Origin of the sequence: Chroococcidiopsis sp. (assembly GCF_051657925.1) — a bacterium.
Lineage (GTDB): Bacteria > Cyanobacteriota > Cyanobacteriia > Cyanobacteriales > Chroococcidiopsidaceae > Chroococcidiopsis.
In genome coordinates this window covers 1-13829 of sequence record NZ_JBOFLP010000026.1, presented here as the reverse complement: position 1 = coordinate 13829, position 13829 = coordinate 1, and the positions used below count along the sequence as shown (strand labels likewise).

At 45.2% G+C, this 13829-nt stretch carries 13 protein-coding genes; 5 read left to right on the top strand and 8 right to left on the bottom strand.

From position 1 onward, the window contains the following. Both ACRC32_RS02060 and ACRC32_RS02055 read right to left on the bottom strand, forming a co-directional pair. Positions 1 to 1115, bottom strand: a 1115-nt coding sequence (locus ACRC32_RS02060; RefSeq protein ID WP_438552417.1) for a restriction endonuclease, SacI family, incomplete at its 3' end; no start/stop codon positions are given. Positions 1116 to 1117: 2 nt separating this feature from the next. Next, entirely contained in the window at positions 1118 to 1378 is a 261-nt protein-coding gene (locus ACRC32_RS02055) for a helix-turn-helix domain-containing protein (protein ID WP_438552416.1), read from the bottom strand. A 46-nt stretch (positions 1379 to 1424) separates the two neighbouring features. On the opposite strand from ACRC32_RS02055, the gene ACRC32_RS02050 reads away from it, so the two are divergent. Continuing rightward, positions 1425 to 2543, top strand: coding sequence for a DNA cytosine methyltransferase (locus ACRC32_RS02050; RefSeq protein ID WP_438552415.1), 1119 nt, complete (start codon positions 1425 to 1427; stop codon positions 2541 to 2543). A 133-nt stretch (positions 2544 to 2676) separates the two neighbouring features. Then, a complete protein-coding gene (locus ACRC32_RS02045; RefSeq protein WP_438552414.1) occupies positions 2677 to 4236 on the top strand; it encodes a metallophosphoesterase in 1560 nt (519 codons plus the stop codon). 91 nt (positions 4237 to 4327) lie between these two features. Here ACRC32_RS02045 and ACRC32_RS02040 read toward each other — a convergent pair whose 3' ends face one another. From ACRC32_RS02040 to ACRC32_RS02030, 3 genes are all read right to left on the bottom strand, one after another. Then, positions 4328 to 5278: an alpha-E domain-containing protein gene (locus ACRC32_RS02040; RefSeq protein ID WP_438552420.1), complete on the bottom strand. Its 951-nt coding sequence runs from the start codon at positions 5276 to 5278 to the stop codon at positions 4328 to 4330. Between the two features lie 104 nt (positions 5279 to 5382). Continuing rightward, entirely contained in the window at positions 5383 to 6816 is a 1434-nt protein-coding gene (locus ACRC32_RS02035; protein ID WP_438552419.1) for a circularly permuted type 2 ATP-grasp protein, read from the bottom strand. 257 nt (positions 6817 to 7073) lie between these two features. Beyond that, a complete protein-coding gene (locus ACRC32_RS02030) occupies positions 7074 to 7454 on the bottom strand; it encodes a DUF1636 family protein (RefSeq protein WP_438552413.1) in 381 nt (126 codons plus the stop codon). Between the two features lie 72 nt (positions 7455 to 7526). On the opposite strand from ACRC32_RS02030, the gene ACRC32_RS02025 reads away from it, so the two are divergent. Next, positions 7527 to 7751, top strand: a complete 225-nt coding sequence (locus ACRC32_RS02025; protein ID WP_015155559.1) for a hypothetical protein — start codon at positions 7527 to 7529, stop codon at positions 7749 to 7751. A gap of 86 nt (positions 7752 to 7837) precedes the next feature. On the opposite strand, the gene ACRC32_RS02020 is transcribed toward ACRC32_RS02025, so the two are convergent. The 3 genes from ACRC32_RS02020 to ACRC32_RS02010 all read right to left on the bottom strand — a co-directional run bounded on the left by ACRC32_RS02020 (position 7838) and on the right by ACRC32_RS02010 (position 11633). Then, a complete protein-coding gene (locus tag ACRC32_RS02020; protein ID WP_438552412.1) occupies positions 7838 to 9880 on the bottom strand; it encodes a primary-amine oxidase in 2043 nt (680 codons plus the stop codon). Positions 9881 to 9916: 36 nt separating this feature from the next. After that, positions 9917 to 10966 (bottom strand): carbonate dehydratase, encoded by a 1050-nt coding sequence (locus tag ACRC32_RS02015; protein WP_438552411.1) that lies wholly within the window; start codon positions 10964 to 10966, stop codon positions 9917 to 9919. Between the two features lie 478 nt (positions 10967 to 11444). After that, positions 11445 to 11633 carry a hypothetical protein gene (locus ACRC32_RS02010; protein ID WP_438552410.1) on the bottom strand — a complete coding sequence of 63 codons (189 nt, stop codon included), beginning with the start codon at positions 11631 to 11633 and terminating at the stop codon, positions 11445 to 11447. Positions 11634 to 11740: 107 nt separating this feature from the next. Here ACRC32_RS02010 and ACRC32_RS02005 point away from each other — a divergent pair, with 107 nt between their 5' ends. Both ACRC32_RS02005 and ACRC32_RS02000 read left to right on the top strand, forming a co-directional pair. Next, positions 11741 to 13372 (top strand): alpha-D-glucose phosphate-specific phosphoglucomutase, encoded by a 1632-nt coding sequence (locus ACRC32_RS02005; protein ID WP_438552418.1) that lies wholly within the window; start codon positions 11741 to 11743, stop codon positions 13370 to 13372. Between the two features lie 118 nt (positions 13373 to 13490). Beyond that, positions 13491 to 13799 carry a hypothetical protein gene (locus ACRC32_RS02000; protein WP_438552409.1) on the top strand — a complete coding sequence of 103 codons (309 nt, stop codon included), beginning with the start codon at positions 13491 to 13493 and terminating at the stop codon, positions 13797 to 13799. Positions 13800 to 13829: the final 30 nt, after the last annotated feature.

Genomic DNA, 13829 nt, shown 5'->3' with positions numbered 1-13829 from the left:
GATGGTGAGTTCGACAAAACTTGTAGGGATTGGAAAACATGCTCAATACGCTCATAAACTTCATCTCTGACCCGAGCGCCAATCGCATAATACTGGAGCTTTGCAAAAAATGTGACAAAGGAAAGCTCTGGACATAATGCAATTACCGATTTAACAAGAGAGACAAGATCGACAAAAATAACATTGACGTTTCTCGTGAGCAACACAGTTTTTGCAACCTGCTCAAGAGACAAACCGATACACGATCCACTTACTCCAAGGACAAAGGTGATTGACTCTAAGCCATATTGACTCGCTTTGAAAGCAGCATGATCGACATCCTGTTGACTAAACTGCTTATCCTTAACTTCAACAGCTAGAAAAATCCTACCATTCTTCTTGATGTCTATATCTGCTACTTCATTCGAGGAAGCGCCACTCTGATTAACCGGATGGACAATGACCTCAAAGCCTTCAAATTGATCGAAGTATATGGATAGAATAGTTCCTGTGACGATTGCAGCGACCTGCCCTTCAATCGATTTTGTCACAAATGCATTAACAAATTCAATAATTTTTAAGTGAGAGCCTGCTGACTCTGAAGGTTGAGAAAGAAGCTGATTTCGAGTAGTCTGTCTTTCAATCGTGTACCGCACAGCAATACAGAGACAATTGAAAGCCTGCTCAGATGTTTCTATCTCAGACAGCACTTTGTGCAGTATGAACAGAAGCTCTTTATCTTTACCAGCCCTCACAGCATTTGATAGGGATATCGTTGGAAAGCGGGCGGGCTTATTGAGAAATGGCTCATTCGAGCCTCCTAGCGAACGATTCAGTAATTGGCGCTCAAGCGGCACTACAACTTCATGACATAGGCTGCGGGCATCATAAGCTCCTTCAACATCAGCACCTGCTTGAAGCGCAAGAGCATTGATGTTTGGATTGGTTGCTTTCCCTAAAAGAGCAGTCACGAGAATATATCTGAAAGTTAGATGTTTTCCTTGAATGATTGTTCTGATTTCGATATCCCATTTTGTCGCTGGAATTTGTCTAGAATCATCTTGCGCGATTGCGATCGCATCCTGAAGAAGTTGCTCGGCTGCTGCGCGATCTACAGTTGGTTTAAAAAGGCTCATGCTCAATGCTCTGGATTAGCAAACTGTGCAAAAAACTCAGCAGGTTCAACACCTGTAGCCCGAACCCATCGTAATGCTTCTAGGATGTCAATTCGGCGTTCCCGACGTTCTATTTTTGAAACGTCAGGTTGCGTTAAGCCAATCTCCGAGGCAATTGCTTTTTGAGAGAGCTTCGCTGTTTCTCTTAAAGAAATCAGCTCATCAACAATTCTGTGGTACTCGGGATCGTGAATACTTGAGATGAATTGCTTTGGACTTTCCATAATTCAGATATTGATTTAGAAAGCCAAATATGCCAAAATCGCATATATGAAGAACAAAATGGTTTTATCGGGACTCTCAGTGTTCTCCGGCGCAGGGGGTATGGATGTTGGATTCATTCGCGCAGGAGTCGAGATTGTTAGTGCCAATGACATTGACAAAGATGCATGTCTCACATATGAGGCAAACCACCCAGGAGTAATTATCAAGTGCAGCGACATAAATAAAAATTTGATTAACATGCATCAATTTGAGGGAATCGATCTTGTTTTTGGTGGTCCACCCTGCCAAGGGTTTTCTGTAGCTGGAAAGATGAATCCTGACGATCCGCGTAGCAAATTGTTATGGACATTTATGAAGGCTGTGGAGTTAACAAAACCTCGTGCTTTTATTTGTGAGAATGTTAAAGCACTAGCAGTTCTTGACAAGTGGTTCGAGGTTCGCCAACAACTTTTTCGTTGTGCAGCTCAGTTGGGATATACATACAAGTTAGTCATCCTCAATTCATCTGATTTCGGCGTACCACAATCCCGCGAACGAATGTTCCTGATTGGGTTTCGAGATGTTGAAAATATTAATAATTTAGAAGTACAGTTCGAGCAATATAAAAAGCCAGCTCAAACAGTTAGAGATGTTGTTTTACCTCTAGGTGTAGCAGGTTCCGAAAATAATCAGCGGATATGTAATGCAAAAGTTACTATCGCCGCAAAGCCTGTAATGCGAAAATCTCCATATGCAGGAATGCTTTTTAATGGTCAGGGAAGACCGTTAAATCCTGATAGATACTCATGCGCTCTCCATGCTTCGATGGGTGGGAATAAGACACCAATAATTGATGAAGATCATTGCTATTTTGGTCAAGATAGTTGGGTTGAATGGTATCACTCTTACTTGATGAAAGGGGGAAAACCATTACCTTTAGATGCTGCACCTAAAAGACTTAGACGATTGACGATTGACGAAGCGCAAAGAATACAGACCTTTCCAGATGATTACCAATTCATCGGTGGACAAAGCTCGATCTACAGGCAAATTGGCAATGCTGTCCCCTGCAATTTAGCACAAGTGGTTGCAGAGGTGGTTCGAGATGTTCTTAGCAACCCTGAAGCAATCGCGTCACTACCTTCTGAGGAATGTGAAACCAAACTGTTACGGCTAGCCATCTAAGCTTTGAGTCAAACGCAGACTACCAACTCCCATTACCCATTACCAAATTCCCATATTGATAGATGCCCTGCATCTAGACCTACAATTACGATTGTTGTGGTTTGCAGTTGAGTATATTTAGAGGTGAGTCGCCTTGAAACTCGTGTCCGATCCCGCGATCGCTGACAAAATTAGCAGAATGAACGAACGAGTGCGCTGGCAAGATCCTGTCATTCAACGAAGAGGAATTGACCAAACTCGGATGGTGCTGGAAGACGAACGAGCAGATAACTCAGAGTTTTCGTTTCTAGTTATAGGCGATACTGGTACTGGTTCGCACCGACATAATAATCCCCAACGCGAGGTAGCTGGACTATTGCAGCCGCATCTTGCCGACAGTAGTTTTATGCTACATACGGGCGATGTCATTTATCTGGTTGGATCGAGCGAGTTTTATCTGGATAATTTCATCAAGCCTTATCGAGAGTTTTTAGTCGGTGGCGAAAACCCCAAAGCGATCGCCTACGACCGAATGACTTTTAGCCGACCCATCTTACCAGTTCTGGGAAATCACGATTATTACAATTTGCCATTATTATTTGGCGCGATCTCTTTGACGACCTTGCCCGTGCGTCGTCTGCTTAAATTTAGAAGAGACTTTGATGTAGGTTGGCACGGATCGAAACAGGGTGATGCCTATGCACGCGCATTTCTAGATTATCTCAAAGCATTAAAGTTGCCAGGTGAATTAGATCGCCACTTAAGCAAGCACTACACGGCGAAAACAGATACGGGTTATTGCCTGCGCTACGAACCTGGGCATTTTACCCGCTTGCCCAATCGCTACTACACTTTTCGCTATGGCGGAATTGATTTCTTTGCTTTAGATTCCAACACGTTTAACGACCCGCTACCAATATCAACCACCCCAGAGGGAGAAGCACGTCGTCAGCAGGTAGTACAGCGCCGCGATCGCCTCGAACAAGAAAAGCTAGAAATTCTTGACGCATCGGACAAACTGAATCCCGACAATCCTGACGATGCTGAACAATTGGACGATTTGCAAGTCAAACTGTCGCAGATTGAGGAAATTATTGTCGATCTCGAAAAGCAATTAGCTATTAACAAAGCAGTAGTCACCGACACCGAACAACTCGATTGGTTGCAACAGCGATTGATTGAATCGTGGCATACAGATGAGGTACGGGGAAGGGTGCTGTACTTTCATCATCCCCCTTACGTGACTGAGGCAACGAAATGGCATCAAGCGCAAACTCTAGCAATTCGCGATCGCTTGCGTAGCGTACTCAATGGCGTGGCTGAGGCTGTCGGTTCTCTTCCCCAAGGTCGTCCCATTGTCGATCTAGTTTTAAACGGTCACGCGCACTGTTTAGAATACTTAAAAACGACAGACACAGGACATGCTGATTCCAATATCAATTGGATTGTTTGTGGTGGAAGCGGGTACAGCTTGCGCCGCCAGCGCGAAGAGGGGACGGATTTAATGGAAGGAGAAGAGGAAGAAAAGTTAGTAGCGCGATCGCATCTTTTTGTCGGTCGCAACGGTCATAAATCCGAGAAGCGTCGCCCCTACACTTGTTTGCGAATTGACGTACAAGATGGTTGTCCCCCCAAATTTGTCATCCGTCCTTTTGTTACCGAACGATATCAAAAGCGGTGGCACAAATACGCGATCGAGCCTTTTACGATTTGAATGGTATTGATAATGGCGAGGAGTGAGGAGCGAGGCGATCGCGCTTGCCGAGGGTTGTGCCAAAAATTCAACTCTACGACTCACGACTCGCTTAAACCGGATTGACCGCTACAAAAGTCGTAAAAATCTTGTCACCCACATCGTTAATTTGATGCTGGATGCGATCGAGAAATTCATGCAGTCCAGTATTTACAATTTCCTCAATTGTGATATATTCCAATTCCGATCGCAATCGACCGAGAGCGCGTTCGGCGGGATTTTGCCAAGTACCGATGGGAGTTCCAGTAATTTGATGTAGCGATTGCTCTGCTTGGAGTAAGCAAAATTGAATCGAACGGGGAAATTCGCGGTTGAGAATCAAAAATTCCGCTACAGCTGTAGGCGCAATGCGATGTCGTCCCCATTTACGATACATCTCGTAAGCACTCGCAGATTTTAGCAATGCTATCCATTGCAACTGGTCTAGAGTCGTCCCCACATCTTTAGCTGAAGGTAGCAAAATATAGTATTTTACATCTAAAATTCGAGCCGTTTTATCAGCCCGTTCTAACAAACGTCCAATTTGTCCAAAATGCCAACCTTCATTGTGCGTCATGGTTGCATTCATCACCCCAGCAAACAAGTGACTGGCTAACTTTACTTCAGCAAAAAAATTCGACCATTCAGGAACGGTATGAGATTGAGCCGCTTCCTTGACTAGGAAATAAAATGCATTCACCCGTTCCCACATTTCCGAGGAAATAATTTCACGGATCGATCGCGCGTTCTCTCTGGCAGCAAACAAGCAAGAAGCGATCGAGTTAGGATATTCGCGATTGAAAGTCAAGAACTGAATGACATTTTCTGCTGTCGCTTCACCGTAGCGTTCTTGAAATAACGATAAATCTCCTGTAGTCAAAATCAAAGGTTTCCACTGCTGCGCTTCTCCAGTAGGAGCATCCAATAATAGAGTTAAATTGACATCAATAAAACGGGCAACATTTTCTGCCCTTTCTACATAGCGGTTTAACCAGTAAATTGAATCAGCAACTCTGCTTAGCATAGTTGGTAATAGGTAATAGGTAATAGGTAATAGGTAATGGGTAATAGGTGAGAGGTGAGAGGTCAATTTTTGACTTCTGACTTTTGACTTCTTACCCTCACTCCTCATTTACATACCACCCAAGTATCTTTACTCCCTCCACCTTGGGAGGAGTTGACTACCAGAGAACCTCTTCTAAGGGCAACGCGGGTTAGTCCACCTGGATTGACGTAAATTTCTTTGCCGTAGAGGATATACGGTCGCAAGTCTACGTGACAGCCTTCAAATTGGTCTTCTATAATGGTTGGCACGCGAGACAAACACAAAGTTGGTTGGGCAATGTAGTTGCGCGGACTAGCCTTAATTTTTTCGGCAAATTCTTGACGTTGTTCTGGGGTAGCAGAAGAACCAATGAGCATTCCGTAGCCACCAGATTCATTCGCTGCTTTGACAACTAACTTATCGAGATTTGCCAAAACATGCGCCTGTTGATTTGGTTCCCAACAGAGGTATGTAGGAACGTTAGATAAAATCGGTTCTTCGCCCAAATAGTAGCGGATCATCGCTGGAACGTATGCGTAGATGACTTTATCATCAGCTACACCAGTTCCTAGTGCGTTAGCCAGCCCAACTCTACCCGCACGATAGACTTCCATCAGTCCAGGTACGCCTAATAAAGAATCGGGGCGAAATGCTAATGGATCGATAAAATCGTCGTCAATCCGGCGATAAACGGCATCAACGCGCTTTAAGCCTTTGGTAGTCCGCATTTGTAGGTAGCCATCCGCCACTACCAAATCTCGTCCTTCTACCAACTCCACACCCATCTGCTGCGCCAAGAAGGAATGCTCGAAGTAAGCTGAGTTGTAGATTCCTGGCGTTAAAACAACTACCGTTGGATCGTAGAGTTGAGGAGGAGCCAGGTTGAGTAGGGTTTCTAGTAAATGACTGGGATATTCCTCAACGGGCTGAATTGTCATCGACTCAAAGACTTTGGGAAAAGTGCTTTTCATGACGCGACGATTTTCCAGCACGTAGGAAACGCCAGAGGGACAGCGCATATTATCTTCTAATACGTACCAGCGACCATCGCGATCGCGCACTAGGTCAGTTCCGGTAATATGACACCAGATCCCACCAGGCGGTTTTAGTCCAATACAAGGCTTTAAAAATCCCGTAGCCGATTCGATTAACTCGCTCGGAATCACGCTATCTCGTATGATTTTCTGCTCGTTATAAATATCATTAATAAACAAATTCAGGGCAAAGATCCGTTGCTTGAGTCCCTTTTCTAGAAACTGCCATTCCTCAGCTGAGACGATGCGGGGAATGATGTCAAAGGGAAAAATCCTTTCTGTACCTTCACCCTCACTGTAGACATTAAAGGTGACTCCCATGTTCATCAAAGCAATTTGTGCTGCTTGATGTCGCCGTTGTAATTCTCCTGCTGGTAGAGAATTAATTCTTTCTAGCAGTGGAATTGCCTCCGCACGAGGTTTATCTTTAGTGACGAATAGCTCGTCGTAAAAGTCTCCTGGTTCGTAATTGTCGAATCGCACAATAGAAAGGGTAGGGGTAAGGGGAAAAGTCGTAAGCCGTAAGTCGTAAGTCACAAGTTCTTCCGACTTGCTACTTTTTAGCGATCGCAGTTTGTCTGTCGTCAATATTGAATTACCTTACCAAATAGAATATCGATCGCATTTCAACTGTAGTTTTGACTACAAAATCAATTGTTAATTGGTAATTAGTAATTGGCGGGTGGATAGTAGCGCTTTGGCTGGGGTGAGACCAGCCTGAGAATTCAAAACCACACAGTTCACTGACTAATTGGCGGAATTCGCGCTACGATACCTTTTTTCAGTGGTTCCGGTCGCTCCGACCAAGGCAGCAGACCGTCGTTCTTGGCATGATACTTGCTAGCGCAGTCGAGTATGGCAGCAGCGCTATCTTCAGCTGGTAGCGTCCCAAACACGTAAGTACACTTTCCTTCTGCCGCAAACGTCACAACGCAGGGAGAGCTACAAGCACTCATGCACTCCACTGCTTGTAAAGAAAATTCTGGTGCGAGTTGCCACTCTTTATAAAGTTGGGTTAAGCGATCGAACAAGATTTGACCACCACTCACTCCCACTCGTTTACCGTCCTGCCAAGTACTGGCGCAGGTTGTACAGACAAATACAGTGTGTTTCTCGTTCATAAATGTTGCAAAACTTAATAAAATTTGTTAAGTTTATTTAAGACAAAGTAACAAATAAACAAAAACAATCTCATGACACGCTCTGGATATATTACTTCACCTGGCGAAGGCGAAAAGCTAAACAATTTCGCAGTCGAACCCAAAATGTATGTAGATGAGACCCCTCGCATTGGTTTTACCGAGTACGCAGAACTACTCAACGGGCGGCTAGCAGCGATTGGTTTTGTGGCTTTGATTGCAATGGAAGTATTGACTGGTCACGGCATCTTTGGTTATCTGGCTGGTCTAGGACAATAGATATTCGTACCTCAGATGCAATGCACAGGTAATTTAAGGTTGCTAGATAAATGTGAGAGGTTGCTAGCAACCCATAGTTATTCGATCTAGGAAGAGCGATCGATCGGGGTTGGTTCTGGTAGGTTGATAGCAGGATTGCGCGTGAAGAACCCTACAGGCATCAACTTAAAACCAGCATGGTGAACGGGCATAACAGGCCAGTCTTCAGGGCGAGGAACGTGGGTAGTACCGAACGTGTACCAAGCTACCAAGTCTTGACCTATAAGCGGTTCATCATCCGTAACAAGGGTAGGTAAGCCCTGTTGGGAGTTGCTTTGGTTGGGATATTCTCCTCCAGCGTGGAGTTCTTTAGGTTTATACTTAGTCACCCAGAAATGGTGAGTAGCGAAGCCCGCGCGATCGCGAATTGTTGCGTCTTGGCTAGGGAAAAAGACTGTATTTCCAGACGGCATTAACATGTAACTTGTGGGTGCGCCGAGTTGATTTTTGCGAGTCGTACTGGCGATCGCCCATTCTCGGTTTTCCGTCATATTCAAATCCCGAACGGCGCTTTTCTCTGATGTTAAGGGTACGTGTTTGGCAACAAATGCATTTCCTTGAGGATTGCTTGCATGAGTAGGTAGGGATTGAACTGTCATTTCCATTGGCATGTTTGCTTGACCGTCTACATCCAGGTCTAAGCGAAAGTTAAAGAAGTGCTGGTGGTTGACACCGAAAATGTTTTTGGCGATTAACTTGCCGTAGGTATCTCGATTTGCAGTGGTGACAGAATCCGATCCTTGGGCTAAAACAAGTCCGTGCAAGTCAGTCCGCACGTCTAACGATCCATCTTGGTGAAAGATCCAGTTGATGGCATAGTCGTAATTACCGATCGTTGCTGTCGTTGTGACAATCAGTTGGCGATCGCGTCGGACATCCTTGCGTTCGGATCTATAATCGTAGTGCTTCCATAACACGCCATTATCTTTTTCATAGATCCCGATAACATCAGGCATGGCATAAGGTTTGCCTTGCGAATCTGCTAGCACTGCATCTAGCAATACCCCATTTTCAGGAACTTCTTTGCCTAGTTCCTGAGTATTAGTTAGCGTACCGAAATTGTATTCTCCGATATCAAAGGCATTGCGAAACGACCACTGCGGATTGGGATCGCCATAGGGAACGACCATTTCAGATAGGCTGGCACGATACATGACTGGACGAAATTCGCCACCGTCTTCATGCTGCACTTGGTAAAGGATCAAGCCATCCCGTGGATGCATCATGTAGCGGAATTTCCACCCCTGCCAACTCACTTCATTACCATTGAGTTTGAAGGTGTGACCGTTGGGTTGCAGGATTTTTAGTAACTTGGTTGCCGTTCTTAGGGGGCTGAGCGATCGCGGATCGTAGTCCCAATTTTCCTTGGAGAGAGCTACGACACCCGTATCGCTAAAACTAGCCAGTTTTTTAGCATTGAGATCGACAGTTGCAACGACTCCCTCTATCGGCGTGCCGTAATAGTTCCAGCGATCGCCTTTGAAGTAAGATAACGTTCGACACAGACGCGCCCCACTTGACTTTTCTGCTTCAGTCACCAGCCCTACTGCCCAGCCTTCAACGATAACTTGTTTGAAGTCAGTAATGCCTCGCTTCCTCATGGCTGCTTGCCAGCGCGGATCGGCTTTGGTGACTGCCGTTGCTATTTCATATTCTGGTCCCATGATGGCTGGCTGCACGCCAGGAATCTCTTGCCAGGATGATAAAACCGCAGCTTTAGCTTTAGTTGTAGGTTTTAAAGTTACAACAGCTTCGTAGGTTTTGTTTTGAGAGCGATCGTAAACCACAGCAAACACTTCTCGTTTGAAGGGTTTCCCTGGCTTGAAATTCAAGACTTCTGTTTTATCTGGTTCGTTCAGAGCAACGATGGGAAAGTGAATTTCCCGTTGGGGCATTTTTTGTTTAATGAGTGCAACGGCTGCTGTAATCTCTTGTGTCGTTAATGAATCTAGTGGATGAGTAGGGGTGACTATTCGAGCTAGAGAGATTTGAATTGAACCGATAGCGATCGCGACTACGATAAACGTGGCTATAGATAACCAAAATTGGTTTCGCCGCTTCGAGAATAACTGGGAAAGAATTTGCAACATAGGAAGACTTCTGCGCTGTCAGATTTGTAGCCTTGGCTATCGCACTAAGGCATCTGCTTGCTTCTGGGTGGTAATAATAGCGCGATCGGGAACTTTTACGCCGTTTTGCAGCGTTACGTCCACGACTATAGCCTCGCTACCGATTGTCACGTTGTTACCAACTTTAGAGCGAAATAATATGGCATCATCTCCAATCGTGAGATTATCGCCAACTTCGAGAGGTCCGTGAAAAACGATGTTATCGCTCGTATCTAAGTTTTTACCAATACGGATGCTCGTACCTTTGAGCGCATGAAACGTAACTCGATCCTCAATTTGGGCATTCTCCCCAATAATAATTGGCGTGCCTTCATCAGCACGAATTGAAGTTCGCTGTCCCACGGTGCTATTACTGCCAAGCCTGACATCTCCAACGATGCGAGCAAATTCATCAAGTTTCACATTTTGACCGATTGTGGGTTTAACTGGTCTCGGATTCCAAGATGTTTTTGGTGCTGTACTAACACCCGCTACGGCATCAAATCCTGCTTCTTCGTACAGGTGGCTGTAGTTTTCAGCAAACTCGGCATTGACTTCTAATACTTCTTCTTGAAACTTAGAATTAGCTTCCGTTTTAAGTGGGAGAGCATCAGCCTGCGCTTGAGTCGTAATAACCGCTCCAATGGGTACCAAACGGTTTTTGCCAATCCGCACGTTCGATAGAATCGCACCATGCAGTACAAAAGCACCGTCTTCTAGCACTACGTTGCGCAAGCGAGTATGAAACCCGATAAAGGTGAAGTTGCCAATTTGTGAATTCTCAATATTTGCCTGATGAGCAATACTCACTCGTTCGCCAGTACTACTTGATTTTGCCGCACAAGCACTCGGAGGAGCCGTATTTCTATGGAGTGCTAGAAATAAAATATTGTCTTGAAAATTAGTTCGATCGCCAATACAAATGCGAGTGTTGGGTTCCGCTCGGATGATAGTGTTACTAGCAATAAAAACTTTTCGCCCAATTGAAACATCACCAAAAAACTCATCTAACGGACTAATAAAGCTAGAATTAACTACGATTTTAAATGGTTCGAATAAACTGGTCAAACCCTGAGACTGAGGATTAAAAGTTACCGTTCTTAGTGTAAAAATAATAACGATCAAACCGAGGAATACGGAAAGCTTCAACCTATTTATAGCATTCTTTAGCATAGATTCTTTACCAAAAACCATGGCAAACTCTGTATTTAGAAGCTTAACTTGAAGTATTAAGGTTGAATAGTTTGCCATAATAATAATATAAGATGCGACTTATCAAAATAACAACTTTTGTCCGTACTTATATCGCTAATCATGATTTTAAAAGCGAAACAGTAGCACATTATTTTTCTGGATTGAACGCTTATCTGGCAACTTTTTAATTTGTAAACTCGCTCGGTAGAAGTAGGTTGAAGAAAATGACCTGCATTTGCCAACTCAACAACTAAAGCATTAGGCAATCCAGTGCGAAAAAGCTCGATAAATTATGATTTTGGAGGCAATGCAAAATCTTTCATACCTTCAGCGATCGCGATCGGCTTTTGCCTCATAGCTGCGAAGCATGAGCGTAGCGATCGCCTCTGCCCCTCTGCCCCTCTGCCCCTCTGCTCCTCTGCCCCTCTGCTCCCTGCTCCCTGCTCCCTGCTCCCTGATAACTGACTTGAGAGTGATGGCAAGGGAGGATGGTAATGTGAAAATAGCGCCAGATATTCTGCGATTCCAAGCAAAGTGTCACAGCGCTAAGTGCAGCGACGAAATAGATCGAAAGTTCAAAGTAGCGCGATCGCCCTTTTTGAGAAGTTTACAGTTGCAAACGCTCGGTCAGGAACAATAACCTATTCCATGAATATCCTTGAAGTCTCCACTACTCCCTTTACCGACCAGAAGCCAGGTACTTCTGGTTTGCGAAAAGCGGTCAAAGTGTTTCAGCAACCCCACTATTTAGAAAACTTCGTCCAATCCATCTTCGATAGTCTCGAAGGTTGTCAGGGACAAACTTTAGCTTTGGGTGGTGACGGTCGTTACTACAACACAAAAGCGATCCAAATTATTTTGAAAATGGCTGCTGCGAATGGTTTTAGCCGAATTAAGGTCGGTCATCGCGGTATTCTCTCTACTCCTGCTACTTCCTGTATTATTCGCCAATACAAAACCTTGGGTGGAATTATTCTCTCTGCCAGTCATAACCCAGGTGGGGTAGATGGGGACTTTGGCGTAAAATATAACACTGGCAATGGTGGACCCGCGCCGGAAAAGGTGACTGAGGCAATTTATGCTCGTAGCAAAACCATCGATCGCTACAAAATTCTGGATGCGCCAGACATCGATTTAGACACTTTAGGCGAGTCTCGTTTGGGAGAGATGACGGTTGAAGTTATCGACTCAGTTCAAGACTACCAAAAACTAATGGAGTCGCTATTTGATTTCGATCGCATTCGTCAATTTCTCGCCTCTGGCAAACGCATCTGCATTGATTCCATGCACGCAGTCACGGGTCCCTATGCCCGGGCAATTTTCGAGCAAAGCTTGGGCGCACCGCAAGGTACAGTAGTCAACGGTACGCCTTTAGAAGATTTTGGCGGCGGACACCCAGACCCGAATTTAGTCTATGCCCACGATCTCGTAGAAATTCTGTTTGGAGACAATGCACCTGACTTTGGTGCTGCTTCCGATGGAGATGGCGATCGCAATATGATCTTGGGCAAACATTTCTTCGTCACCCCTAGCGATAGTCTAGCAGTACTGACAGCTAACGCTAAATTAGTCCCTGGTTATGCTTCAGGACTTGCTGGAGTCGCCAGATCTATGCCCACAAGTCAAGCGGCGGATCGCGTAGCGGCTAAATTGGGAATCGATTGTTACGAAACTCCGACGGGATGGAAGTTTTTCGGCAATCTCCTTGATGCAGGCAAAGCTACCCTGTGCGGGGAAGAGAGTTTTGGTACGGGTTCCAACCACATTCGCGAAAAAGATGGGCTGTGGGCGGTGTTATTTTGGTTGAATATCCTTGCCGTGCGCCAACAATCGGTAGAACAAATCGTGCGCGAACACTGGCAGACATACGGACGCAATTATTACTCGCGCCACGACTATGAAGGAGTAGATAGCGATCGCGCCAACACCTTAATGGAAAAGTTGCGTTCTGTCGCCCCTACACTCAAAGGTAAGCGGTACGGGCAATATGAAGTCGAATATGGAGATGATTTCAGCTATACCGACCCGATTGATGGTAGTATCAGCAGCAAACAAGGCGTGCGGATTGGTTTTGTTGACGGCTCTCGGATCGTCTTCCGCCTTTCCGGTACGGGAACCCAAGGAGCAACATTACGGGTTTACTTTGAAAGCTATGAAGGTGACTCTAGCAAACAAGATCTAGAGGTACAACAAGCGCTAGCCGAACCAATTGCGATCGCCCAGGAAGTTGCTCAAATTCGCGAATATACTGACATGTCAATACCGACGGTGATTACTTAACTAGAGAGTCGGGAGTCGGGAGTCAGGAAAGCTTGGTGCGTGGGTATTCAATTCTCCTCTGCTCCCCTACTCCTCTGCTCCTCTGCTTTCTTCTAACCCTAACCCCTAACCCCTGCTTATGGCAAAAACTCTGGGAGAACAGCTTTTAGCAGTGACTGTACGACGCTCTCGCCATGCAAGAACTCATTCCAATTGCTGTAGTGTCTGTGGGAAACCATTGAGTAATGATACAACTCCTAGCGATCGCCAAGTTGTAACTGAATCAGATTCAAGTCAAATACTCGTTTTTGGGCTAACTGTACTCATCGGTTTACCCATGCTTTGTGGTGGACTGTATCTACTCGGAAGTACGCTAGCAGATCTGCAAACTAAAGGGAGTTGCGCGAATCCTGCGATCGTCAATCGTTGTAACGCTCCCGCGCGCTAGCACCGATTATGCGATCGACTAGGTATCAAA

Bases quoted from the DNA above. Each gene is read 5' to 3' on its own strand.
- ACRC32_RS02025 (WP_015155559.1), top strand. From the start codon at position 7,527: ATGACACGCTCTGGATATATTACTTCACCTGGCGAAGGCGAAAAGCTA.
- ACRC32_RS02020 (WP_438552412.1), bottom strand. From the start codon at position 9,880: ATGTTGCAAATTCTTTCCCAGTTATTCTCGAAGCGGCGAAACCAATTT.
- ACRC32_RS02050 (WP_438552415.1), top strand. From the start codon at position 1,425: ATGAAGAACAAAATGGTTTTATCGGGACTCTCAGTGTTCTCCGGCGCA.
- ACRC32_RS02030 (WP_438552413.1), bottom strand. From the start codon at position 7,454: ATGAACGAGAAACACACTGTATTTGTCTGTACAACCTGCGCCAGTACT.
- ACRC32_RS02000 (WP_438552409.1), top strand. From the start codon at position 13,491: ATGGCAAAAACTCTGGGAGAACAGCTTTTAGCAGTGACTGTACGACGC.
- ACRC32_RS02040 (WP_438552420.1), bottom strand. From the start codon at position 5,278: ATGCTAAGCAGAGTTGCTGATTCAATTTACTGGTTAAACCGCTATGTA.
- ACRC32_RS02055 (WP_438552416.1), bottom strand. From the start codon at position 1,378: ATGGAAAGTCCAAAGCAATTCATCTCAAGTATTCACGATCCCGAGTAC.
- ACRC32_RS02005 (WP_438552418.1), top strand. From the start codon at position 11,741: ATGAATATCCTTGAAGTCTCCACTACTCCCTTTACCGACCAGAAGCCA.